General features: G+C 39.7%; 24 protein-coding genes and 1 tRNA gene. 17 read left to right on the top strand and 8 right to left on the bottom strand.

Annotation, left to right across the window (positions count from 1 at the left end):
- Positions 1–235: 235 nt before the first annotated feature.
- The 3 genes from FTU66_RS06405 to FTU66_RS06395 all read left to right on the top strand — a co-directional run bounded on the left by FTU66_RS06405 (position 236) and on the right by FTU66_RS06395 (position 2,346).
- A complete protein-coding gene (locus FTU66_RS06405) occupies positions 236–934 on the top strand; it encodes an exonuclease domain-containing protein (RefSeq protein WP_180112524.1) in 699 nt (232 codons plus the stop codon).
- Positions 935–1,043: 109 nt separating this feature from the next.
- A complete protein-coding gene (locus FTU66_RS06400) occupies positions 1,044–1,760 on the top strand; it encodes a hypothetical protein (protein WP_180112495.1) in 717 nt (238 codons plus the stop codon).
- A 217-nt stretch (positions 1,761–1,977) separates the two neighbouring features.
- Complete coding sequence (locus tag FTU66_RS06395) at positions 1,978–2,346, top strand: hypothetical protein (RefSeq protein WP_180112494.1); 369 nt, start codon at positions 1,978–1,980, stop codon at positions 2,344–2,346.
- 114 nt (positions 2,347–2,460) lie between these two features.
- On the opposite strand, the gene FTU66_RS06390 is transcribed toward FTU66_RS06395, so the two are convergent.
- From FTU66_RS06390 to FTU66_RS06380, 3 genes are all read right to left on the bottom strand, one after another.
- Entirely contained in the window at positions 2,461–2,679 is a 219-nt protein-coding gene (locus tag FTU66_RS06390) for a hypothetical protein (RefSeq protein WP_004972907.1), read from the bottom strand.
- 589 nt (positions 2,680–3,268) lie between these two features.
- A complete protein-coding gene (locus FTU66_RS06385) occupies positions 3,269–3,409 on the bottom strand; it encodes a hypothetical protein (protein WP_180112493.1) in 141 nt (46 codons plus the stop codon).
- Between the two features lie 156 nt (positions 3,410–3,565).
- A tRNA-Arg gene (locus tag FTU66_RS06380) sits at positions 3,566–3,641 on the bottom strand.
- A gap of 179 nt (positions 3,642–3,820) precedes the next feature.
- Here FTU66_RS06380 and FTU66_RS06375 point away from each other — a divergent pair.
- The 7 genes from FTU66_RS06375 (at position 3,821) to FTU66_RS06345 (ending at position 9,971) form a co-directional block, all read left to right on the top strand.
- Positions 3,821–4,756 carry an ABC transporter ATP-binding protein gene (locus FTU66_RS06375; RefSeq protein WP_154320519.1) on the top strand — a complete coding sequence of 312 codons (936 nt, stop codon included), beginning with the start codon at positions 3,821–3,823 and terminating at the stop codon, positions 4,754–4,756.
- The gene (locus FTU66_RS06370; protein ID WP_096902393.1) at positions 4,753–5,526 is read left to right on the top strand and encodes an ABC transporter permease; all 774 of its coding nucleotides are present in this window, start codon (positions 4,753–4,755) and stop codon (positions 5,524–5,526) included. The genes FTU66_RS06375 and FTU66_RS06370 overlap by 4 nt, the downstream gene beginning before the upstream one ends.
- Positions 5,526–6,341, top strand: coding sequence for an NADPH-dependent 7-cyano-7-deazaguanine reductase QueF (gene queF / locus FTU66_RS06365; protein WP_004972810.1), 816 nt, complete (start codon positions 5,526–5,528; stop codon positions 6,339–6,341). The genes FTU66_RS06370 and queF overlap by 1 nt, the downstream gene beginning before the upstream one ends.
- An 18-nt stretch (positions 6,342–6,359) precedes the next feature.
- The gene (locus FTU66_RS06360) at positions 6,360–7,010 is read left to right on the top strand and encodes a hypothetical protein (protein WP_070152374.1); all 651 of its coding nucleotides are present in this window, start codon (positions 6,360–6,362) and stop codon (positions 7,008–7,010) included.
- 369 nt (positions 7,011–7,379) lie between these two features.
- Positions 7,380–8,381, top strand: a complete 1,002-nt coding sequence (gene mltB, locus FTU66_RS06355; RefSeq protein WP_096902392.1) for a lytic murein transglycosylase B — start codon at positions 7,380–7,382, stop codon at positions 8,379–8,381.
- Positions 8,382–8,675: 294 nt separating this feature from the next.
- Positions 8,676–9,284 (top strand): septal ring lytic transglycosylase RlpA family protein, encoded by a 609-nt coding sequence (locus FTU66_RS06350; RefSeq protein WP_004972798.1) that lies wholly within the window; start codon positions 8,676–8,678, stop codon positions 9,282–9,284.
- A gap of 231 nt (positions 9,285–9,515) precedes the next feature.
- Entirely contained in the window at positions 9,516–9,971 is a 456-nt protein-coding gene (locus FTU66_RS06345) for a DUF962 domain-containing protein (protein WP_154320516.1), read from the top strand.
- Positions 9,972–10,005: 34 nt separating this feature from the next.
- Here the strand turns inward: FTU66_RS06345 and FTU66_RS06340 are convergent, their stop codons facing one another.
- From FTU66_RS06340 to rpsB, 3 genes are all read right to left on the bottom strand, one after another.
- The gene (locus FTU66_RS06340; RefSeq protein ID WP_180112492.1) at positions 10,006–10,527 is read right to left on the bottom strand and encodes a DUF3465 domain-containing protein; all 522 of its coding nucleotides are present in this window, start codon (positions 10,525–10,527) and stop codon (positions 10,006–10,008) included.
- A gap of 192 nt (positions 10,528–10,719) precedes the next feature.
- Positions 10,720–11,595 (bottom strand): translation elongation factor Ts, encoded by an 876-nt coding sequence (gene tsf, locus FTU66_RS06335; RefSeq protein WP_004972793.1) that lies wholly within the window; start codon positions 11,593–11,595, stop codon positions 10,720–10,722.
- A 143-nt stretch (positions 11,596–11,738) separates the two neighbouring features.
- Entirely contained in the window at positions 11,739–12,485 is a 747-nt protein-coding gene (gene rpsB, locus FTU66_RS06330) for a 30S ribosomal protein S2 (protein WP_004972791.1), read from the bottom strand.
- Between the two features lie 208 nt (positions 12,486–12,693).
- Between rpsB and map the strand changes: the two genes are divergently transcribed.
- The 5 genes from map (at position 12,694) to FTU66_RS06310 (ending at position 16,988) form a co-directional block, all read left to right on the top strand.
- Complete coding sequence (gene map / locus FTU66_RS06325; protein WP_004972787.1) at positions 12,694–13,521, top strand: type I methionyl aminopeptidase; 828 nt, start codon at positions 12,694–12,696, stop codon at positions 13,519–13,521.
- Positions 13,522–13,862: 341 nt separating this feature from the next.
- Positions 13,863–14,915: an OmpW family protein gene (locus FTU66_RS06320; RefSeq protein ID WP_180112491.1), complete on the top strand. Its 1,053-nt coding sequence runs from the start codon at positions 13,863–13,865 to the stop codon at positions 14,913–14,915.
- A gap of 241 nt (positions 14,916–15,156) precedes the next feature.
- Complete coding sequence (locus tag FTU66_RS06315; RefSeq protein ID WP_104852269.1) at positions 15,157–16,368, top strand: MFS transporter; 1,212 nt, start codon at positions 15,157–15,159, stop codon at positions 16,366–16,368.
- Positions 16,361–16,495: a hypothetical protein gene (locus FTU66_RS13645; protein ID WP_019836563.1), complete on the top strand. Its 135-nt coding sequence runs from the start codon at positions 16,361–16,363 to the stop codon at positions 16,493–16,495. Before FTU66_RS06315 ends, FTU66_RS13645 begins: the two co-directional genes overlap by 8 nt.
- A 67-nt stretch (positions 16,496–16,562) precedes the next feature.
- Complete coding sequence (locus FTU66_RS06310) at positions 16,563–16,988, top strand: VOC family protein (RefSeq protein ID WP_180112490.1); 426 nt, start codon at positions 16,563–16,565, stop codon at positions 16,986–16,988.
- Positions 16,989–17,122: 134 nt separating this feature from the next.
- Here the strand turns inward: FTU66_RS06310 and sthA are convergent, their stop codons facing one another.
- Entirely contained in the window at positions 17,123–18,538 is a 1,416-nt protein-coding gene (gene sthA, locus FTU66_RS06305) for a Si-specific NAD(P)(+) transhydrogenase (protein ID WP_042068765.1), read from the bottom strand.
- Between the two features lie 287 nt (positions 18,539–18,825).
- Here sthA and lipA point away from each other — a divergent pair, with 287 nt between their 5' ends.
- Together lipA and FTU66_RS06295 are read left to right on the top strand one after the other, a co-directional pair.
- Complete coding sequence (gene lipA, locus FTU66_RS06300; protein WP_180112489.1) at positions 18,826–19,839, top strand: lipoyl synthase; 1,014 nt, start codon at positions 18,826–18,828, stop codon at positions 19,837–19,839.
- A 211-nt stretch (positions 19,840–20,050) separates the two neighbouring features.
- Positions 20,051–20,437, top strand: a complete 387-nt coding sequence (locus tag FTU66_RS06295) for a carboxymuconolactone decarboxylase family protein (protein WP_004972770.1) — start codon at positions 20,051–20,053, stop codon at positions 20,435–20,437.
- Between the two features lie 77 nt (positions 20,438–20,514).
- Here the strand turns inward: FTU66_RS06295 and FTU66_RS06290 are convergent, their stop codons facing one another.
- On the bottom strand, positions 20,515–20,775 hold the full coding sequence (locus FTU66_RS06290; protein WP_180112488.1) for a hypothetical protein: 261 nt from the start codon (positions 20,773–20,775) through the stop codon (positions 20,515–20,517).
- Between the last annotated feature and the right edge of the window lie 154 nt (positions 20,776–20,929).

Below are 20,929 nucleotides of genomic sequence, written 5' to 3'. Positions count from 1 at the left end.
TCATATTCTTATTGATTGCATCCTTCGCAATCTTTATTTGTACGCTTCTTTACCGTATTAGGCAAGATTTGGATAATTAATATGCAAGTGTATTTTATTTAAAATTAAATACTTACGTTAAAAATCAGTAAATTGATCACATATACAGTTGTCTATTAAATTTCAATTCAATTTGTCATACGCAGCGGCTAATGTTAGATTGCATTTTTATTGAATGACGCAAGCGAATCAGGACATGCAGGCTATTATTCTCGACACAGAAACCCATACTTTAAATGGACAACCCATTGAGATTGCCTACGCCCCCATTCAAATTCAAGATGGCAAAATCAGTCTAGATAAAAGTAAAATTTTCGATCAGTTGTATCAAGTTGATGAGCCTATTTCATTCGCAGCGATGGCGGTGCATCATATTTTAGAATCGGATTTAATTGATCAACCGTATTACAGTAGTTTCGAATTACCTGCCGAAACCACCTATATTATTGGGCATAATATTGATTACGATATTCGCGCTTTAGAAAAATGTGGTGTGGATACTTCTAAAATTAAAGCCATTTGCACTTTAGCACTTGCACGTCGTGTATGGCCGAATGCTGAAGCACACAATATTTCAGCTTTAATTTATATGATTACCAAAGGCAGCGAAAAAGCGCGTGATATGATTAAAAAAGCGCATCGTGCCGATATGGATATTATTTTAACGGCCAATATTTTGATGCACGAAGTTCATCAATTACAAATTCAAAGTATTGAAGAACTCTACACTGCCTCAGAAGAAGCACGTATTCCACAAATTATCAATTTTGGTAAACATCGTGGTACGGCAATTGCTGACCTTCCTGCCGATTATGTGCAATGGTTATTAAGACAAGAAGATTTAGACCCTTACTTACGCAAGGCGCTCGAAAATACCAGTATTTTGACTTTATAAATGTTTCAAGTGAATCTTATTGCATTTACCTGTCATAAATTATTCATATTATTGTAATTTTCAAAGTCTATGCTTTGCCTTAATTTATTGGGGAAATAAATTAAGGCTCATGTTTAATTATCAAAAAACTCAACTCGGTCTAGATGCATTACAACAGCGCACACGTGATTTAAATGCACGTCAACGTCGTTTATTGGTACTGATTGGTACTGAAGATTTTGATTTACTCGGAGATCAGTTCAAGCAGCGTCTTGCACCACCTGAATTGATTGAACAGCTATTAGATATGCAATTAATTGCCCCTGCTGCGCTTGAGCAAGACACATTGCGACACCAAGAGCAAACGGCTGAGATTTTGCTGCAACAAGCGCCAGAGCTATCATCTACCACTTTACACACAGAAATTCATAGCCAACTTGCAAGCAGCACCCCGCAAGCGCATGCTGAAAGTTTGGCAGAACCAATCCACACCCAACATCTTCAAGTAAATTCAGTTCCTGCATATTTAGAAGCACGTGTTGCAGCTGCCATCAATACAGAACAGCCCGCTGAACAACCTGAACCCCAAGCAGAAATACAGCCTGAAATTACCGCTTTGAGTTTTGAAGATGTAAAATTTCTCATGATGGATACTTTGCAGCGTCATTGTGGATTAATGGCAAAACAACTGATTCAGCGAATTTTACAAGCTCAGGATATTCGCAGCTTAAAACTCTGCCAAATGCAATGGATTACCTCTTTGCAAGAAACTCGTTTACCACCGAAAGCACTCAATCAGATTTTGCAGCAAATCAACCACTCTCTGCAAAAGCTTAATCCGACTTAAAGCTTAGATTTTTTTACTTAGTTTTAAGTCTTTTTAACAATTAAAACCATGCTCAGGGACATATGGATTAATTTATTTTTATTACTTTTCAACACCTTAAAAACACATATAAACCTTAGATCCATTATTCCTATAAAAGCTAAGACTTTAGCGGCATAGCCCCGACTGATAAAAATCAGCGATATAGTATTTTCCAGAATTGTTGAGGCACAGGGTCATGATGAATTATGCATTTTTTTTAGCGTTTGATGCTTATGACAATCCAATGCAACTCAGTAAAGTTGGCAATTGGGTGATTACCTTTTTAAGCCCAAAAGATCAGGAAAGCCAAATACAGTTAGCGATTGCCAATGTGTTGCCGCGTCAAATTTCAGCACATTTACAACCGCGACGCATGGTGATTCAACAAAGTACAGATGCCCAGCTCTGGCAAATCTTGCAAATTGAATGTTTTGATAGTCAAACCAATCAAGAGTTGAGTTTTCAACCCGATCATGACATTGGGCAAGCGGTCATTCAAAAAATTATTCAAGAGTTTGATAAATACGATGTAAATATCCAACTTGTAGAAGATCAGACGGTTTAAAGCGATATGTTTTACACTTAATGAGCACTTTATTTACGTGTGCTTTAAAAATCCTGCGCACAAAAAAGCTCATCGAAATGAGCTTTTCTAAAAATAAAGTAGTCTCACAAATATTTACTCCAACACACGGAAAATACTATCAGACTCGCGGCTTTCAAACAAAAGTTCGATGCTTGGTAAAATCACTTCACCTTCCACAATAATGTGTTCAATTTTGTGAAATAGTGCCAAACCCGCTGCCAATGAAGTTTCTGGGATATTACGTAGCAATGCTTTTGCTTCGTAAATATGGCTAAACTGGTCTTTAACTTTAATATCGATGATTTGCGTCATTGTTGTTCCCTTTTTCTTGACGGAAATTTTTTATACCATAGCTTATAAATTTTTTAAAAAAGTGAGTTGTTAGATTGTTTGACAATGTAGTATTTTTTTAAACTAAATTTAAATTATCTAATAAATTCAAACACATATTTTTTAAAATTTTATTTACAACTTACAAAACCACAGTAAATTTGCTTGTTTTTCATTCTAGCACAGAAAAAACTCGCATTGCTGCGAGTTTTTTTATGTTGGAAGGCTAGTGCTGATTTTATTGTTTGAACAAGAGTTACAAACTCAACGAGCTGTCATTGATCCGTCCAACTGCATCGTAGCGTCTATTACATTGAATGACCTACTGTAGTTTTAATATAGTGAAACTTATTTTTTGCTGCAATAGCCCACTACATTTCAACACATTCACACAGCAAAATTTCAATTGATTTAATTTTCAGTTACGGCATAATTTTATGCGGTTAAAAGCTCCAGCTTTGCGATTAGCTTCTGCATAACTTGGCGATACTTTCAAATAATAAGAAGTCGACGATTATTCAATAAACTCAATTTCATAATCAACATCTTGCAGCATATCTTTATTGTATAGCTACACCATTGCTGTTGCTTCAGCATAATCGTAGAACAAACCTTCTGCGACGGCTTTACTGCGAAATTCCGTGGTACCAATTTCATTATCATGCGGAACAAAATATAAGTTTTCTGGAATGAGTTTAACGATATAGCCCACGAAGCTGCCCTCAGATTTTTCAGTTTTAAAATATGTGAGTTTTATATGCTGAAAAACGTGATCAGGCTATGGCAAATAAGATCGAATGTTTATCTTAATTTTTTATATACTTTTCAACTATTTTTTATATTACAGTTCAATGCTTATATACTAATTTGGTGCGCTCAGCGGGACTCGAACCCACGCCACAGGCTTCGGAGACCTGTACTCTATCCAGTTGAGCTATGAGCGCGCGCTGCACATCATAACAAAAAATTGCTGAAGGTAAAGCAACTATATATAAGTTACGTATTTTTATGCTTATGCTTTAAACAATGTTCCAAACTTGCAACATAGAATTCCATCTAACTTACTTGGTTTATTGGCGCAGATCGCTCACAATAGTGGCTCTATTCCTCAAGTGAGAATTTCATGACTGATGCATTGACGTTAAGGGACGTGTCAAAGACCTATCGAAATGGTTTCCAAGCACTGAAAGGAATTAATTTGACCGTTCCTGAAGGCGAGTTTTATGCCCTACTTGGACCCAATGGTGCAGGTAAATCTACAACCATTAGCATCATCAGTTCTCTTACCAAAAAAACTGCAGGTACTGTCGAAATTTTTGGGCATAATCTAGATACCCAACCATCCCAAGCCAAGCAATGTTTAGGGGTAGTACCGCAAGAATTTAACTTTGGTCAGTTTGAAAAGACCTTTGATATTTTGGTCACACAAGCAGGCTATTACGGTATCCCTAAAAAAATTGCCGAACAACGTGCCGAAGAATATTTAGAAAAACTGGGTTTGTGGGATAAACGTGCCACTCAAGCGCGAATGCTGTCTGGCGGTATGAAACGTCGTTTAATGATTGCACGTGCCATGATGCACGAGCCGAAACTGCTTATTTTGGATGAACCCACTGCAGGTGTAGATATTGAGCTGCGTCGTTCAATGTGGGATTTTTTAACAGAGATGAATGATAAAGGCACCTCAATCATTCTCACTACCCACTATTTAGAAGAAGCGGAAATGTTGTGTCGTCGTATCGCGATTATTGATCGTGGTGTGATTAAAGAAGACACTTCAATGAAAAACTTCTTAAACCAGTTAAGTGAAGAATCTTTTATTTTCGATTTGGCTGAACCTATTCAACCCATTCATCTAGATATTATTGGTGTACGTTTCAACTTAATTGATGCAGTGACCCTAGAAGTCACTATGGATAAAGCTCACACCTTAAATGATTTATTCCAACTTTTAGAAGCACAAGGCATTCGCGTGCGCAGTATGCGTAATAAGTCCAACCGTCTAGAAGAGTTATTTGTCAAAATGGTCGAAAAGAATTTAGATGGAGCTGCGCAATGAATTTTACCCAACTACGGATTGCACTCTATACCTTAGTACATAAAGAAGTTCGTCGTTTTATGCGCATATGGCCTCAAACCTTGCTCCCGCCAGCCATCACCATGAGTTTGTACTTTGTGATTTTTGGTAATTTGGTCGGTTCGCGTATTGGTGAAATGGGCGGCTTTAGCTATATGCAATTTATTGTGCCCGGCTTAATTATGATGGCAGTCATTACCAACAGCTATGCCAACGTATCTTCAAGTTTTTTTAGTGCAAAATTCCAGAAAAGCATTGAAGAACTAATCATGAGCCCTGTACCTTTGCATGCCATTTTATGGGGCTATGTTTTGGGTGGTGTTAGTCGTGGCGTATTGGTCGGTATTATTGTCACCACCATGAGTCTATTCTTTACCGACCTTTATATTACCAATTGGTTTGTTACCATTTATACCGTATTAATTACGTCCTTTTTATTTTCATTAGGCGGTTTTATTAATGCTGTTTATGCCAAATCATTTGATGATATTTCTATTATTCCAACTTTTGTACTGACTCCACTGACTTATTTAGGTGGTGTATTCTATGCCATTAGTGCCTTAAGCCCTTTTTGGCAAAATCTCTCTTTAATTAACCCTGTGGTGTATATGGTTAATGCTTTCCGTTACGGCATTTTAGGACATAGTGATGTCAACGTGACGATTTCATTATCTGTGATTACACTATGCTGTGCAGTGCTTTATGGTATTGCCTATCATTTACTTTCTCGTGGTTCAGGAATGCGTGAATAATGAGTGTTGAACAATCTCTTCTTGGTAAAGACACCAATTATCCTACAGAATATCAACCCGATATTTTGTTCCCTATTTCACGTGCTGCTGCACGTGAAAAATATGCAGATGTTGAGGGAATTCAACTCGGGCAAGACTGGTGGCACGTTTTTGAAATTTCGTGGTTGAATGCCGCAGGTGTTCCACAGGTTGCGATTGGTCGGATTACGCTACCTGCTTCATCACCTAACCTGATCGAATCAAAATCATTAAAGCTCTACTTTAATAGTATGAACTTTACTCGCTTTCAGTCTGAAGCCAATTTCATTGAAACTGTTGAGCATGATTTAACGGCTGCAGCACAAGCACCTGTTACGCTAACTTTATTTAAGGTTGATGATTTGGCAATTAGCCAACCTGAAGGTATTTGTATTGATCAGCTCACGCCTGAGCGTTTAGAGCAGCATCCTGACCCAAGTTTATTGCAATTCGATTTAGAACAAGCGGAAGATATAGAGGTACAACTTTTCTCACATTTATTACGCAGCAATTGTCCTGTCACAGGACAACCTGACTGGGGCACGGTTTTTATCCGTTATCAAGGCAAAAAACCTTGTTATCGCAGTATTTTGGCTTATATTATTTCTTATCGTCAGCATAATGGTTTCCATGAACAATGTGTGGAACAGATGTTTGCAGACATCTGGCAAAAATTCGCACCAGAAAAACTGATGGTATATGCAACCTATACACGTCGTGGTGGTTTAGACATTAATCCTTGCCGTGTATCGGACTTAACATGGATGCCTCGCCCTATTCGTTTAGCGCGACAATAACAACATTGAGGTTGAACAATGCCATTTTTTGGATTCATTCCATCTGCAGAATTATTAAATACGATTGAAACTGCACAACAGAAAAAAAATTCAAGTGAGCCGCTGTACCCACTGCGCGACAAAACCGCATTAATGATTAATGAAGAAATCATTGATGCCATTTTAACCGAGTTGGTACGTCGTTTTCCTGCCAGCGATAAACGCGACACTGCCGAAAAACTTGCGGGCTATGTCAAATCTACCGTTGCAGTACTCCTAAAACAATTATTAAGCAAAGCGCCAAATGATGTCGTGAAACAATCGATTGAATTTTCTGAGCGCAGTAGCTTTAAAGATGCAGCAGGCAATGCACGTGTAGGTGAAACGCTCGATGCAAGTTTAGTGACCAACCTGAAACACAACTATGCCGAAATTCAAGCAGGCAATGAAGTGAACAAAGCTGCTTTAACCGAACTATATAAACAGTTTGCAGAAGCGACGGTACGCCACTTTATGAGCGACTTTAACAAAACCCTCGATTTGGGCATGATTAAGCGTAAAGCAGCAGATATTGGCGCAGCAGCGGTAATTAAAGCTGTCCATATTGCGGTGGATAAAATCATCCCAAATTTAACCAAAGAGGAACTCTTGGTTTTAGCGGAATATCACGACACCTTATTCCATCATTAATATCAGTGGGTTTAACTCATAATGCGTTTTAAGCCCTTTTGTTGCATGTTAAGTGCAAAATGCCTGATTTTGATCAGGCATTTTTATATGCAATGCAATATCAGGATATGTCTGCAACTTTTGCACAATCAAGAATAACTTTTTGCACCTAGATTGAATTTTGTTACAAATCCTGCGCGCTTTTTACACATTCTTTGTCTATTTTTGTATAAGTTTTTGCAAACCAGTCACGCATGAATGCTATCTTAGCCGCTTACTTCGCTTTCGCAGTTTGGCCCCAATAGCGGCTTATTCTTCATATATAAGTAGCAACTTATTTACTGCATATAAATAAGTTGTGTAAATCATCAATTTGGAATTTTCCTCAATATGTTCAAACTTGATTTTTATAACAAACTAAAACGTCTTTCTTTACTCATTGGTGCATTTTCTATCACCAGTTTTTGTCAGGCCAATGATTTCCAAAATCATCCGTCTTATGCCAGTTTTAAACAAAAAACCATGCAGACCTATGGCTTGAGTGCAGCACAAGTCGATTGGGCGATGGAAGGCTCTAAAAACTTACCCAATATCATCAACATCATGAACCGCCCAGGCGAAAGTAAGCCTTGGTACGACTATAAAACCAATTTCCTTGCAGAAAGCACTATTCAGCGCGGTGTGCGCTTTAAACAACAATATGCAGACACGCTCAATCGTGCTGAACAGCAATTTGGTGTACCGCAATCCATTATTTTAGGGATTCTGGGTGTAGAAACAGGTTTTGGAAGCAATAAGGGCTCTTTTGTAACCCGTGATGCCCTTGCCACCTTAGGCTTTGGTTATGAACGTCGCGCGGAATACTTTAAAGATGAACTCGCAGCACTGATCGCATGGTCATATAAAGATGGTGTGCCAACTTCTTCAATTGTTGGTTCTTATGCAGGTGCTGTTGGTTATCCGCAGTTTATGCCTAGCAATATTCCAAAATTTGGGGTCGATTATGACGGCAACGGACATATTGATCTACGCAACTCGGCAGTCGATGCCATTGGCTCCATTGCAAACTACTTGGCACAACATGGCTGGCAGCGCAATCAACCCATTGCATTTGCTGCACGATATACAGGCAACAATCCTGACAGTGTCATTGCCAAAGATTTGACCCTGCCAACACCTTATGGGGTTTTAAAATCGCAAGGCGTGATGCCAATGAATCCAATTGTGCAAATAGATGACCTCGACTTGGTCAATGTCATTCAATTACAAGAAAATTATGGTCATATCTACTATATAACCTACCCAAATTTTCAGGTGATTACGACTTATAACCGTAGCCGTATGTATGCGACTGCACTGTGGTTATTGGGCACTGAAATTGCGAGTCGCTAAGTACAAATTTAAATATAAAACCAAAAAGTCAAGAAATATTTTTGACAATTTGATCATAAAACAAACCTTTTACATATAATGTTACAATATTGATTATTTTTTAATCAAACAAAGTTGTTTTTTGGTACTTTTTGTCATTATTTTCGTATAAAGACTAGACACCTTTGGTAAGGGATGAATATTATCCATTTCGTCAAATGTAGTCAAAAAAGTGAAATTACAGACAGGATTACCACTATTTCAATCAGTTAAGAGCGAAATAAGTTAAAAATTCTGTCTTCAGGAGTTCAAACCATGCATAGTTCACTTAAATACTTACTTGCACTTTCTGCAGCTGTTGCCCTAAGTCAGTCGCAAGCTGAAATGGTGCAATCATCATTCAATAATGATAATGAGTCATCTAGCCTTGCTGCACGTGTACTCAATAAAGAAGCTCAAAGTTTTAATTCACATTTCTCAAATTTAAACAGCCTTTCAATCACCGAACGTTCAGGCGACCAAATTCGTCGTCAAACGATTGCAGCGAAAATTGAAATTCCTGCAGAAGAGCCTTCAGTGATTGAGAAGTTAAACACTGTGGCTTCAAATACTGTACGTAAATTTAGCCAAACAGGTATGGCGTCTTGGTATGGTCGTCAATTCCACGGTCGTAAAACTGCAAGCGGTGAAACATTCGATATGAATGCAATGACCGCAGCACACCGTAGCCTACCGCTCAACTGTTATATTCGCGTGACCAATAAAAACAACGGCAAAAGCGTTGTTGTAAAAGTAAATGACCGTGGTCCGTTCCATGGCAACCGTGTACTTGATCTTTCTTACGGCGCTGCAAAACAATTGGGCATCACCAATGCAGGTACTGCCAAAGTAAGCATTGAGCGTATTGACGGTCCAAACTCTTAAGATTCGCTTACACGACTTCACATTTGACTTGAAAGCCACAGCAATGTGGCTTTTTTAATGCCTGTAAGATTTACAGTCATCCCATGCATGTCTGCACCAAGAAGATCCACACAAATTTTGTTGCCACTTCATTTTGAAAATATGAATACTGTTTTGACCACCTCTCTGTTCTCAGTTATATTTTAGACAGTCAAACAATAACAACGGATGATCGGTCTACAGGAGTAGTACATGAAGACAGTAAGTGAGTGGCTAGATGAATACAGCGAGAGCCATCAAAATAAAACCAATAAATTAATTCACTGGGTTTGCGTACCAACAATCTTTTTTTCGATTGTCGGTATCTTGGCACATTTCAGTGCTTTACTGACAACCTTACTTCTGGTGCTCAGTTTTATTTTTTATGCACGTTTAGACTTGGTTCTTGCAGTTGCAATGGCAGCGTTAATGTTGGTAATGGCATGGCTGATTTATGTTTTGCCTGTTGGAATGGGTTTTTATATCGCAATTTTTGTTTTGGCGTGGATTGGGCAGTTTTATGGTCACAAAATTGAAGGGAAAAAGCCTTCATTCTTCAAAGACCTCCAATTTCTCCTCATTGGCCCAATTTGGTGCATGGATGCCTATTTAGGTAAAATCCTACCCTCTTGGAAAACACGTCGTAAAACCAGCATTATGAGCGTTTAAGCGCCATATCCTATTTTCATTATCGGAAGAACCGTTATTGATAGGTTCTTCCTTGATGTTTTACCCATCCACCCACGTGTTTATTTGCTGGATCATGATGCGTCCAGTGAATCACCCCACCCTTATCTGAGTATTCATATTCACCAAAAAACTCAACAGTATCACTTTTTGCAATATTGGTAATTCGTGGTGCAAGATCAATATTATGTGCAACCAATACAGTTTGCCCATTATTCAGTTTTAAAATAAATTTTTGATGACGTGAGCCTTCGTTGTCATCTGCCAACACTGCAATGACCTGCCCACTCGCACGGACTTGTAGATTACTCTGCTTACGCTCAAACGCACGTTCAATCAGCTGAACACCCTGAGCATCATCTTGCAGCGCATCTCGCTGTACGTCTAACTGCTCTTTTTCAGTTTGCGATGTGCGAGCAGTACTTGTAGATGGTGCATTTGATGTTTCAGACTGAAACTGCTGTAAATCTATGCCAAAAAATGCAGCAATTAGCACTACAATAATTGCGCCGATGCTTAAATTCTTTTTATTTGCCATATAACCTTCTTGTTCTGATTCCGCTCTATACGATTAAGTCAATTATTCGTAACATACTGATTTAAAATTAATATCTTTAATCTTCATCTCAATATTTATGCCACGATTGCATATCGCTAAAATCTATATTCACAAAAAAGCCCCAAAATAAATTGGGGCTTTCCTTACAAAATATTTTACCTTAAGTAAAAATTATTTTGCAGCAGCTTGAGCAGCAGCAACTTCTTCAGCAAAGCTCATTTCTGCTTTTTTCTCAATACCTTCGCCTACTTCGAAACGAACGAATTGAGCAACAGTTGTACCAGTTGCTTTTAATACTTCAGCAACTTTCTTCTCGTTGTCAATTACGTACATTTGACGATCAAGCGCAACTTCGTTCAAGTATTTTTCAACTGAACCAGTTACCATCTTCTCTACGATGTTTGCAGGCTTACCAGATTCAACTGCTTTCGCTTCTGCAATTTCTTTCTCTTTAGCGATAAGATCAGCAGGAACTTGTTCAGCAGTAACAGCAACTGGGTTGAATGCAGCAACGTGCATTGCAATACCTTTACCAGTCGCAGCATCACCTGTGTAAGAAACAACAACACCGATTTTTAAACCGTGCTTGTACACAGCAAGGTTTTCACCTTCAACGATTTGTGCACGACGAACTTGGATGTTTTCACCAATTTTTTGAACAAGTGCAACACGTGTTTCTTCAACAGTTGCGCCATCTTCAAGTTTAAGTTCAGCAATTTTAGCAGCATCAGTTTCGTTTGCAGCAAGAGCAGCAGCAGCAACTTTCGCAGAGAAACCAGCAAAGTTTTCGTCTTTTGCAACGAAGTCAGTTTGACAGTTTACTTCTAAAAGAATCGCTTTGTTGCCTTCTTGAACGATTGTGATTGCACCGTCAGCAGCAATGTTACCTGCTTTTTTAGCAGCTTTTGCTTGACCAGATTTACGAAGGTTGTCAATCGCTAATTCGATGTCACCGCCCGCTTCTGTTAATGCTTTTTTACATTCCATCATTGCTAGACCAGTACGATCACGCAATTCTTTAACCATGCTTGCTGTAACTGCAGTCATGTTTATCTCCTAAAATCGGTAGAAAATGAATTCTTTTTTTAACAGAAACGGCCCAGAGGGTGTCTCTTGGGCCGTCTGCATACATGACGCTTACTTTGCCACCATCACATGTCGCAAAAATGACAAGCTTACGTCAAAACGCATTAAGCCTCAGAAGCAGGAGCTTCTTCGCCTTTTGCTTGAGCATTGGCTTGAGTTTGAGCGTATTCTTTACCAGCAATGATCGCATCAGCCATTGAAGAAGCGTAAAGTGTTACTGCACGGATCGCATCGTCGTTACCCGGAATAACGTAGTCTACGTTGTCTGGGTTAGAGTTTGTATCTACGATACCGATTACAGGAATACCTAAGTTTTTAGCTTCTTTAATTGCAATTGCTTCGTGATCAACGTCAATTACGAATAATGCGTCAGGTAAACCACCCATGTTTTTCACACCGCCTAAAGCGCGCTCAAGTTTTTCCATTTCACGGCTACGCTCTAAAGCTTCACGTTTAGTAAGCTTAGCAAAAGTACCGTCAGTAGACTGAACTTGAAGATCTTTTAAACGGCTGATAGATTGGCGAAGTGTTTTCCAGTTCGTCAACATACCACCTAACCAACGGTGATCTACATACGGTTGACCAGCGCGTTGAGCTTGTTCACGGATGATTGCAGAAGCAGCACGTTTTGTACCAACGAACAAAACTTTGTTCTTTTTGCTAGCCAATTGGTTTGCAAAGTTCAAAGCATCATTTAACGCAGGAACAGTGTGTTCAAGGTTGATGATGTGAATTTTGTTACGCGCACCAAAGATGTATTGACGCATCTTTGGGTTCCAGAAACGTGTTTGGTGACCAAAGTGTGCGCCAGCTTGAAGAAGGTCGCGCATGCTTACGTTGTAATCTGCCATTTTCTTTACCTTAAATGTTTGGGTTAGGCCTCCATATATCCGCATTCTCCACCCCAAAGGGCACCCAGAGTAATGTGACGATATATGTGCGGATTTTTAATTTCCCTTTTACCAAGCTCTTTGAAACATATTCATAAAAAGCATTTGATAAAATGGGCGGCTATTTATACCATAGTCACACACAAATTTCCAAAAGTTTTTAAAGATCATGAACACAACTTATCAAGCACCTCGTCGACTCATCAAAACCGCAGAAGATATTGAAAAAATGCGCGTGGCAGGACGACTGGCGGCAGAAGTTTTGGAGATGATCAAAGCACACGTTAAACCAGGCGTTACTACGCTCGAACTGGATACGATTTGCCATGACTATATTGTCAATCAACAACAAGCTATTCCTGCCTGCTTAGGTTATGGTGCTGCTCCGGGTCGTCCAGCATTCCAACACACCATTTGCACATCGGTTAACCATGTGGTTTGTCACGGTATTCCGTCAGAAAGTAAAGTGCTGAAGAAAGGCGATATTTTAAATATTGATGTCACAGTCATTAAAGATGGTTTCCACGGCGATACCAATATGATGTATATCGTGGGTGGTGAAACTTCCATTTTAGCCAATCGTTTATGCAAAGTTGCCCAAGAAGCGATGTATCGCGGTATGGCAACCGTTAAACCCGGTTCAACCATTGGTGATATTGGTCATGCGATTCAAAAATATGTTGAATCTGAACGCTTTAGTGTCGTGCGTGAATATTGCGGTCATGGTATTGGGACGACCTTCCACGATGAGCCACAAGTATTGCACTATGGTCAAGCCAACACAGGCATGATTTTAGAAGAAGGTATGACTTTTACCATTGAACCAATGGTCAATGCAGGCGTATGGCAAACCAAATTACTTGGCGATAAATGGACAGTGGTGACCAAAGACCACAAATTATCGGCACAGTTTGAACACACCATTTTGGTCACCAAAGATGGCTTGGAAGTGCTGACTGCCCGCCCTGATGAAGATTTATCACGCTTTACTGCATAACGTGTTTGCAGCCAAAATCTGTCATTGGCTAAAAATTTAACCCGTATGTCAAAAAGATCAGTTCCGACTGGTCTTTTTTATTAATTTCAACGCATACAATTTCTATAAAATCTTTTTATTTCAAACCAATAGAACTTTAAAGCCATCCAATAAAACAAGCATTTTCACGTATTCAACAGTTTTGGATTTAACAAAACACCTGCACACTTTTCCAGTTATTCACAAAAGTTTAAAAAAATATCTTGTAAAAACAACAGTTTTATTTTTCCAGTCCATTTCATAATGCCTTGCATAACAATGCCGTAAATAACAACAAGCAAAATTGGACATGGAGTTCCACAATGAAAAAAACACTATGCTGTTTGGCACTGAGTAGTTTGCCAGTCATCAGTTATGCCAACTCACCTTATTTTAGTTTAAAAGATGGTGATGGTTTTAAACGCTTTTCTGTTTCGGTAGGTGCGCTGCACGTTATGCCACAAGGCAAAGCACAACCTTTTCGGGTCAATACAGCCATTCACAACGGCTACACAGCCGATGTCGGTGAGGTTCAATCTCAAACTGTAAGAGATAATTTACGTGACGGTTTTGAGCCACCCGTATTATTAAGCGGAGCATTAAATTTACTGCCTACCGTACCTGCCAACATGAGTGGACAAGCCACAATTTCAGGTTTGGAGCAATGGGATAATCCCGGCACAGGTTTAGAAGCAGATGATGTCACCACACTGGGTATTATCAGCAACTATTTCTTTACCGATAATATTTCCTTTGAAGTTAAAGGCGGCATTCCACCTAAAGTTGATTTGCAAGGCAAAGGGAAAATTTATGCTCCCTTCTCCGCAATTGCACGTCCATTAGGCGGTGCGTTGGGTGAGCTAGAATTACAAAATGATATTCTCATTACCGATTTAGCAGCACATGGCCCTGCTGCTTCTGCCCGAGCATGGACACCTGCATTTGAGTTTCAATATCACTTTGGCAAAACAGGCGTAAATAAGTTCCGCCCCTATGTTGGCGTCGGTTTGATGTATGCCTATTTCAATGAGTTAGAAATTAATCCACGTACTGAGCAGGACTTAATTGCTTCAGGTCACATGATTGCCAATATTAAAGAAGGAAAATCAGGCGCATCTTTAGAAGGCAAACCAAGTTCAGCCAACCCAAAAGTTGAGTTAGATGCGACCGATGCGTTTGCGCCAGTTGCGACTGTAGGTTTTACCTATGACTTCAATGAAAAATGGTTTGCAGTTGGCTCACTATCTTATGCACACCTTAAAAATGAAACCACCATTACGGTGACCGATGCCAAACACGGCGAATTAATTCACTCTAAAGCAGATATTGAAGTGAATCCAGTGATTGCCTATGCAGGTTTTGGTATGCGTTTTTAAGCATTAATAGCAGTCTTTGATCAGTCCTATTTAAGACGATAATCCCCTTCACTTAATCCTTCTCCCACAGGGAGAAGGATTTTTCAATATCCATTTGGCTTGTAGCTCATGATCATTTTTTGCTTAGAATATTCAAACTAATATCTATAACCAAATTTTATCATTTGATGAATTTTATTTTATCGCGATCTGCGGCTGAATCGACTACCATAACAAGCTGTTAGCCATACGTGGATGCCTTATGTCGAATGCTCAATTTTCCAAACCTCTAATTTATATGTTAATTGGAAGTGCCATTATTTTGGCATTATCGCTTGGGGTTCGGCATGCATTTGGTTTGTATTTGGTACCGATGAGCCATGAATTTGGCTGGGGACATAATGTCTTTAGTTTAGCCATTGCCATGCAAAACCTGATTTGGGGTGCAGTCCAACCCATCACAGGTGCTTTTGCAGACAAATACGGCAGTAAAATTGTAGTTGCAGTTGGTGGCGCACTGTATGCACTCGGCTTATTGCTCATGGCCGTCAGCTCGACAGGCTTATTGCTAAATTTAAGTGTGGGTTTAATTTTAGGTTTGGCACTTTCTGCAACCTCTTTCCCTGTGCTACTTTCTGCAGTAGGTCGCGCTGCTCCTCCAGAAAAGCGTAGCCTTGCAATGGGTATTGCCAGTGCTGCAGGCTCGTTTGGGCAATTTATCATGTTGCCATCGACCTTATTGTTATTACAAAGTGTAGGTTGGTCGGGCGCATTAATTGTCAGTGCGATTTTAATTGTCTTGATTGTTCCTTTGGCATGGATGCTCAAAGCACCCATGTATCAAAACCCTAATGCAAGTTCAGTCAGCCAACCCGCTTTAGGCTTTAAGCAGGTTTTGGTGATTGCCAAAAATCATAAACCCTTTTGGTTTTTAGCTTTGGGCTTTTTTGTCTGTGGCTTTCAAGTGGTTTTTATTGGGATTCACTTACCTAGCTACTTAATTGATCATGGCTTTAATGCAACCACAGGCACAGTTTTTCTAGCACTCGTGGGCTTATTTAATATTGTAGGCACCTATACGGCGGGTTGGTTAGGCGGTCGCTATTCCAAACCGCATTTGCTAATGTGGCTTTACGGACTACGCGGCATTGCCATTATCGCCTTTTTAATCCTGCCTTTAAGCATCTGGACAATTTATGCATTCGGGATCATTATGGGTTTATTGTGGTTATCTACAGTGCCTTTGACCAATGGTATTGTGGCAAATATGTTTGGGATTAAGTACCTGACCATGCTCAGCGGCATTGTGTTTTTCACACACCAAGTCGGCTCATTTTTTGGTGGATGGCTTGGCGGTTTAAATCACGATCTGACAGGTAACTATAATGCAATCTGGATTGTTTCTATTGCTTTAAGTGCGTTTGCGGTCTTGGTCCATTTTTGGGTAGATGAGGAGCACGTCATTCATGATTAATTCTTTATTGAATTTTAAAGTATTGCTCACACTTGCCATCACTGCCCTTTTTGGCTTATCGATCTTTTTATGGATGCAAACGCCACAACTGTTTGAATATTTTAATCAGGCGTTTTGTGCGCATTAAAACGCGATTTCTAAAATATTAAGTCGATTTTGCTACTCAAAACTCCGCTTTAGACATGGAGCGTCTTATGCAGATTCAATTGCATCGTGGAAGATTGATTGACCATATTCATCTTGTGGTGAATGACCTTGAGGCAAGTCGGGCATTTTATACCGCCATCTTAGCGATGTTGGATATTCCAGTTATCGGGACTGCCAATGATCACTTTTGGGCAGATGAACTCTTTATCTCCTCAGTAGAAAGCCCTGCTGCACAAGGTACACTCACTGGGCGTCATCATCTCGCCTTTCAAGCTAAAAATCGTGAAATGGTCAATGCTTTCTATCTTGCGGCATTGGCTCATGGCGGTAAATGCAATGGCAAGCCTGATGAACGTGCTTATCATCCTGGTTATTATGCAGCTTATGTGCTTGATCCTGATGGTAACAATATTGAAGCTGTTTTTCATGGCGAAGCACAACGCAGTGCGGCATCAGTTGTTATTGATATTTAACGCGCTAAGTTCCACAGATCAACGCTTTCCTCTGCGCATAACGCTTCTTACAGCAAGGCAATAAAAAAAATACCCCACAAGAATGATCTTATGGGGTGTTTAAAATTTTCTATTTTGCAGTCAGCAGAATCTGCTTAAAACAAACGATTCATCCCATTCAAGGTCGCCACACGATACGCTTCCGCCATGGTTGGATAGTTGAATGTGGTTTCCACAAAATACTTAATGGTATTGTTCGGGCTGTTCATCACCGCCTGACCAATATGGATAATTTCTGCCGCATTATTACCAAAGCAATGCACGCCCAATACTTCTAAAGTGTCACGGTGGAATAAAATCTTCAATTCACCCACTGTATCACCCGTAATTTGCGCACGTGCCAAATGACGGAAAGATGCCTGACCAACTTCATAAGGAATTTTTTCTTCCGTCAATTCCTGTTCAGTTTTACCAATCGAAGAAATTTCTGGAATGGTATAAATACCTGTTGGAATATCGGTCACAGGCGCAACATTTTCTTCGCCACTCATATTTGCACCCGCGCAACGACCTTGGTCATAGGCAGCTGATGCTAACGAAGGCCAACCAATTACATCGCCCGCAGCATAAATATTCTCTACTTCGGTTTGATATTGATCATTGACTGTTAACTGACCACGGCTGTTTGGCTTAAGTTCGACATTTTCAAGACCTAAACCATCGGTATTACCCGAACGACCGTTACACCACAAAATCGCATCGGCTTTGATTTTCTTGCCACTTTGCAAATATAAAACCACGTGATCATCAAAAGTTTCTAAATGATCAATTTGCTCATTGTGGCGAATCAGCACCCCTTGCGCACGCAAGTGATATGACAAGGCATCTGAAATTTCATCATCCAAATAGCTGAGCAATTTGTGCTGAGTATTAATCAAATCAACTTTATGATCTAAACCAATGAAGATGGATGCATATTCACAACCAATCACACCCGCGCCATAAATAATAATTTTTTGAATCGAGAAATCCAAATCCAAAATTTTGTCTGAATCAAATACACGTGGATGGTTGAAATCCAACATTTCTGGACGATATGGACGGCTACCTGTCGCAATCACAATTTGCTGACACATAATGGTTTCTTTAATGCCATCTGCACCAAATACCAAGACCGTATTTTTATCTTGGATATAAGCACGACCATGATAAATCGCAATTTCATTACGGTCATAAAAGCGAGAGTGCGTTTCAACTTGCTGCTGAATAACTTTATGCGCACTTTGCAACACTTGCTTCATGGTGAACTGACGCCAATCGCCCATTTTTTTAAACATTGGGTCACGGCGATAACGGATAATATTCGACACTGTCTGACGCAATGCTTTACTTGGAATGGTACCCACATGGGTACAGTTACCGCCAAGCTGCTCACGAACATCTACAATCGCAACACGCTTACCAGATTTGGCAAGTTTCATTGCCGCGCCTTCACCCGCAGGGCCTGAACCGAGAACAACCGCATCGTACTTCACGAAAGTTCCACTAACGACCTCTTTTTTACGTGGCATTCAACGCTCCTTTTCTTTAAATCTGTCTTTTCAATGGGCTATATTATGACGTAAATCTTTTGAATTTTCTGTATTTACTGTGCATATATTACGTGATAACCACATTTTTTATATGAATATCGTTTTTACCCAATTTAAGCACAATTTCGTTATAATAACCGTCTTATGATGAAGTTAAGGTGACATTTTACTTTTGCACTTAGATTCGGTTTAATCAGACTCTATTTCACGTAAAATCTAGCCTACACTAAATCTCTCCCCTTTCAAAAACAGTGGAAAAGTTGAATATGTCTGCAAACCGTAAACCAGAACAGGGTGTCAAACTTCGTGGTGCTGAAAAAGTCGCACGTATTCCTGTAAAAGTTGTTCCTACGGTTGAAACGCCTCGTAAACCTGACTGGATTCGGGTCAAAATGACGGCACCAGAAGAAGTTCAACGTATTAAAACCACTTTGCGTCAGCAAAAATTGCACACCGTTTGTGAAGAAGCCGCTTGTCCAAACCTTCCAGAATGCTTTGGTGGTGGTACAGCAACCTTTATGATCATGGGTGATATTTGTACCCGTCGCTGCCCGTTCTGTGATGTTGCGCATGGTCGTCCAAATGCACTAGATCCTGAAGAACCTCGTCACATGGCAGAAACCATTGCCAACTTAGGCTTAAAATATGCCGTGATCACCTCTGTAGACCGTGATGACTTGTTAGATGGTGGTGCACAACATTTTGTCGATTGTATTAAAGAAGCCCGCTCTTTAAGCCCAAATACGTTGTTAGAAATTTTGGTGCCAGACTTCCGTGGTCGTATGGATATTGCACTACGCATTATGACCGAATGTCCGCCAGATGTTTTTAACCACAACATTGAAACTGTGCCACGCTTATATAAAGCCATGCGTCCGGGTTCAGACTATCAGCACTCTTTGAACTTGCTGAAAATGTTTAAAGAATATTGCCCAGATATTCCAACCAAATGCGGTTTGATGGTAGGTATTGGAGAATCTGAAGAAGAAGTTATTGCACTGTTAGATGATCTTAAAGCGCACGATGTAGATTATGTGACCATTGGTCAATATTTACAGCCATCTAAAGAACATTCGCCAATTGACCGCTTTGTAACACCTGAAGAATTTGAGCGTTATACAGCGCATGGTCAAAAGTTAGGTTTTAAAAATATTTGGGCTGCGCCAATGGTACGTTCAAGTTATTTTGCAGACCGTCAATATTATGGTGAACCTGTACCAACAGTACATCGTAAAGCCGACCCTGCTAAAAAAATTAGCGTGCAAACCATTGAAGCTTAACACTCGCTTATTTCAAAATTTGCGATAAAGCTAAAACAGCCCCGACTTTATGTTCGGGGTTTTTTATACCTTGTGGATATATTAAAAATAGATAGATGTGAATATTTTTTGATGGTCTACGACCAAGTGCGCATGGTGTCATCGCCATAAATTGTTAATCTATGCACTTAATCTATACACCGAGCTCAAACAATAAAACAGGGATAGTAAAATGTCACAACAAGACTATGACAATGGCTTAAAAGTTCGCACTGAAGTCATGGGCGAAAGCTTTGTAAAACGCGCACAGGACAACACTGTACCATTTACCCAACCTTTGCAGGACTGGATTAATGAACATGCATGGGGTTCAACTTGGCAACGTGAAGGTGTGTTACCACGCAAATATCGTTCCTTAATTACTATCGCCTTTTTAACTGCTTTAAAAAGCCCGACAGAGCTTAAAGGACATATTCGTGGTGCGCTAAATAACGGGGCAAGTGTCGAAGAAATTCAGGAAGTCTTGTTACACAGCTTGCCTTATTGTGGCGCACCTGCAACTCAGGAAGCTTTTCGCGCAGCGTTGGAAGTTTTGGCAGAACATACTGCAAATACTTAAACGCAATCTAAATCAAAAAATATAAACGCTCGACATTTCACTAAAACTATTTGGTGAAATGTCGGTAGAGTTGAGTTTTAAATCCAATACACATTAAAGCTATAAAAGAACTCATTTAACTCAAAGCGCACCTGATAACCCAAATCAGTCAGCTGTGCCGATAAATTTCGAATATCTTCTAAAGGTAAATGTTTTGGCAGCACAGTAAAAACTGCGGTATTGCCCTGCGTGGCATTATCTTCGATTAAAGACGCCAAACGCTGCTTATATAATTCAATATCTAGCTTGGCATGATCTGAATAAACTTTTGCTTGTTCAGCAGTTAAAAAATTTGCCATCTTATTGTTCTCATTATGACCATGTTTAACATTCAGCATATTGAAACTTGACGATATGGCTCAAGTGATTTTTTGTTATTGTCTGCATAAACGCATGATCAATTAACCCTAATTTTTTAAAAAAAATCACACCGAAGATGGCTTTTTCCCAGCA

This window comes from Acinetobacter sp. YH12131, assembly GCF_013418635.1.
Lineage (GTDB): Bacteria > Pseudomonadota > Gammaproteobacteria > Pseudomonadales > Moraxellaceae > Acinetobacter > Acinetobacter towneri.
This window is presented reverse-complemented; position numbering and strand designations above follow the sequence as displayed.

Bases quoted from the DNA above. Each gene is read 5' to 3' on its own strand.
- FTU66_RS06405 (WP_180112524.1), top strand. From the start codon at position 236: ATGCAGGCTATTATTCTCGACACAGAAACCCATACTTTAAATGGACAA.
- FTU66_RS06400 (WP_180112495.1), top strand. From the start codon at position 1,044: ATGTTTAATTATCAAAAAACTCAACTCGGTCTAGATGCATTACAACAG.
- FTU66_RS06395 (WP_180112494.1), top strand. From the start codon at position 1,978: ATGATGAATTATGCATTTTTTTTAGCGTTTGATGCTTATGACAATCCA.
- FTU66_RS06390 (WP_004972907.1), bottom strand. From the start codon at position 2,679: ATGACGCAAATCATCGATATTAAAGTTAAAGACCAGTTTAGCCATATT.
- FTU66_RS06375 (WP_154320519.1), top strand. From the start codon at position 3,821: ATGACTGATGCATTGACGTTAAGGGACGTGTCAAAGACCTATCGAAAT.
- FTU66_RS06370 (WP_096902393.1), top strand. From the start codon at position 4,753: ATGAATTTTACCCAACTACGGATTGCACTCTATACCTTAGTACATAAA.
- queF (WP_004972810.1), top strand. From the start codon at position 5,526: ATGAGTGTTGAACAATCTCTTCTTGGTAAAGACACCAATTATCCTACA.
- FTU66_RS06360 (WP_070152374.1), top strand. From the start codon at position 6,360: ATGCCATTTTTTGGATTCATTCCATCTGCAGAATTATTAAATACGATT.
- mltB (WP_096902392.1), top strand. From the start codon at position 7,380: ATGTTCAAACTTGATTTTTATAACAAACTAAAACGTCTTTCTTTACTC.
- FTU66_RS06350 (WP_004972798.1), top strand. From the start codon at position 8,676: ATGCATAGTTCACTTAAATACTTACTTGCACTTTCTGCAGCTGTTGCC.
- FTU66_RS06345 (WP_154320516.1), top strand. From the start codon at position 9,516: ATGAAGACAGTAAGTGAGTGGCTAGATGAATACAGCGAGAGCCATCAA.
- FTU66_RS06340 (WP_180112492.1), bottom strand. From the start codon at position 10,527: ATGGCAAATAAAAAGAATTTAAGCATCGGCGCAATTATTGTAGTGCTA.
- tsf (WP_004972793.1), bottom strand. From the start codon at position 11,595: ATGACTGCAGTTACAGCAAGCATGGTTAAAGAATTGCGTGATCGTACT.
- rpsB (WP_004972791.1), bottom strand. From the start codon at position 12,485: ATGGCAGATTACAACGTAAGCATGCGCGACCTTCTTCAAGCTGGCGCA.
- map (WP_004972787.1), top strand. From the start codon at position 12,694: ATGAACACAACTTATCAAGCACCTCGTCGACTCATCAAAACCGCAGAA.
- FTU66_RS06320 (WP_180112491.1), top strand. From the start codon at position 13,863: ATGAAAAAAACACTATGCTGTTTGGCACTGAGTAGTTTGCCAGTCATC.
- FTU66_RS06315 (WP_104852269.1), top strand. From the start codon at position 15,157: ATGTCGAATGCTCAATTTTCCAAACCTCTAATTTATATGTTAATTGGA.
- FTU66_RS13645 (WP_019836563.1), top strand. From the start codon at position 16,361: ATGATTAATTCTTTATTGAATTTTAAAGTATTGCTCACACTTGCCATC.
- FTU66_RS06310 (WP_180112490.1), top strand. From the start codon at position 16,563: ATGCAGATTCAATTGCATCGTGGAAGATTGATTGACCATATTCATCTT.
- sthA (WP_042068765.1), bottom strand. From the start codon at position 18,538: ATGCCACGTAAAAAAGAGGTCGTTAGTGGAACTTTCGTGAAGTACGAT.
- lipA (WP_180112489.1), top strand. From the start codon at position 18,826: ATGTCTGCAAACCGTAAACCAGAACAGGGTGTCAAACTTCGTGGTGCT.
- FTU66_RS06295 (WP_004972770.1), top strand. From the start codon at position 20,051: ATGTCACAACAAGACTATGACAATGGCTTAAAAGTTCGCACTGAAGTC.
- FTU66_RS06290 (WP_180112488.1), bottom strand. From the start codon at position 20,775: ATGGCAAATTTTTTAACTGCTGAACAAGCAAAAGTTTATTCAGATCAT.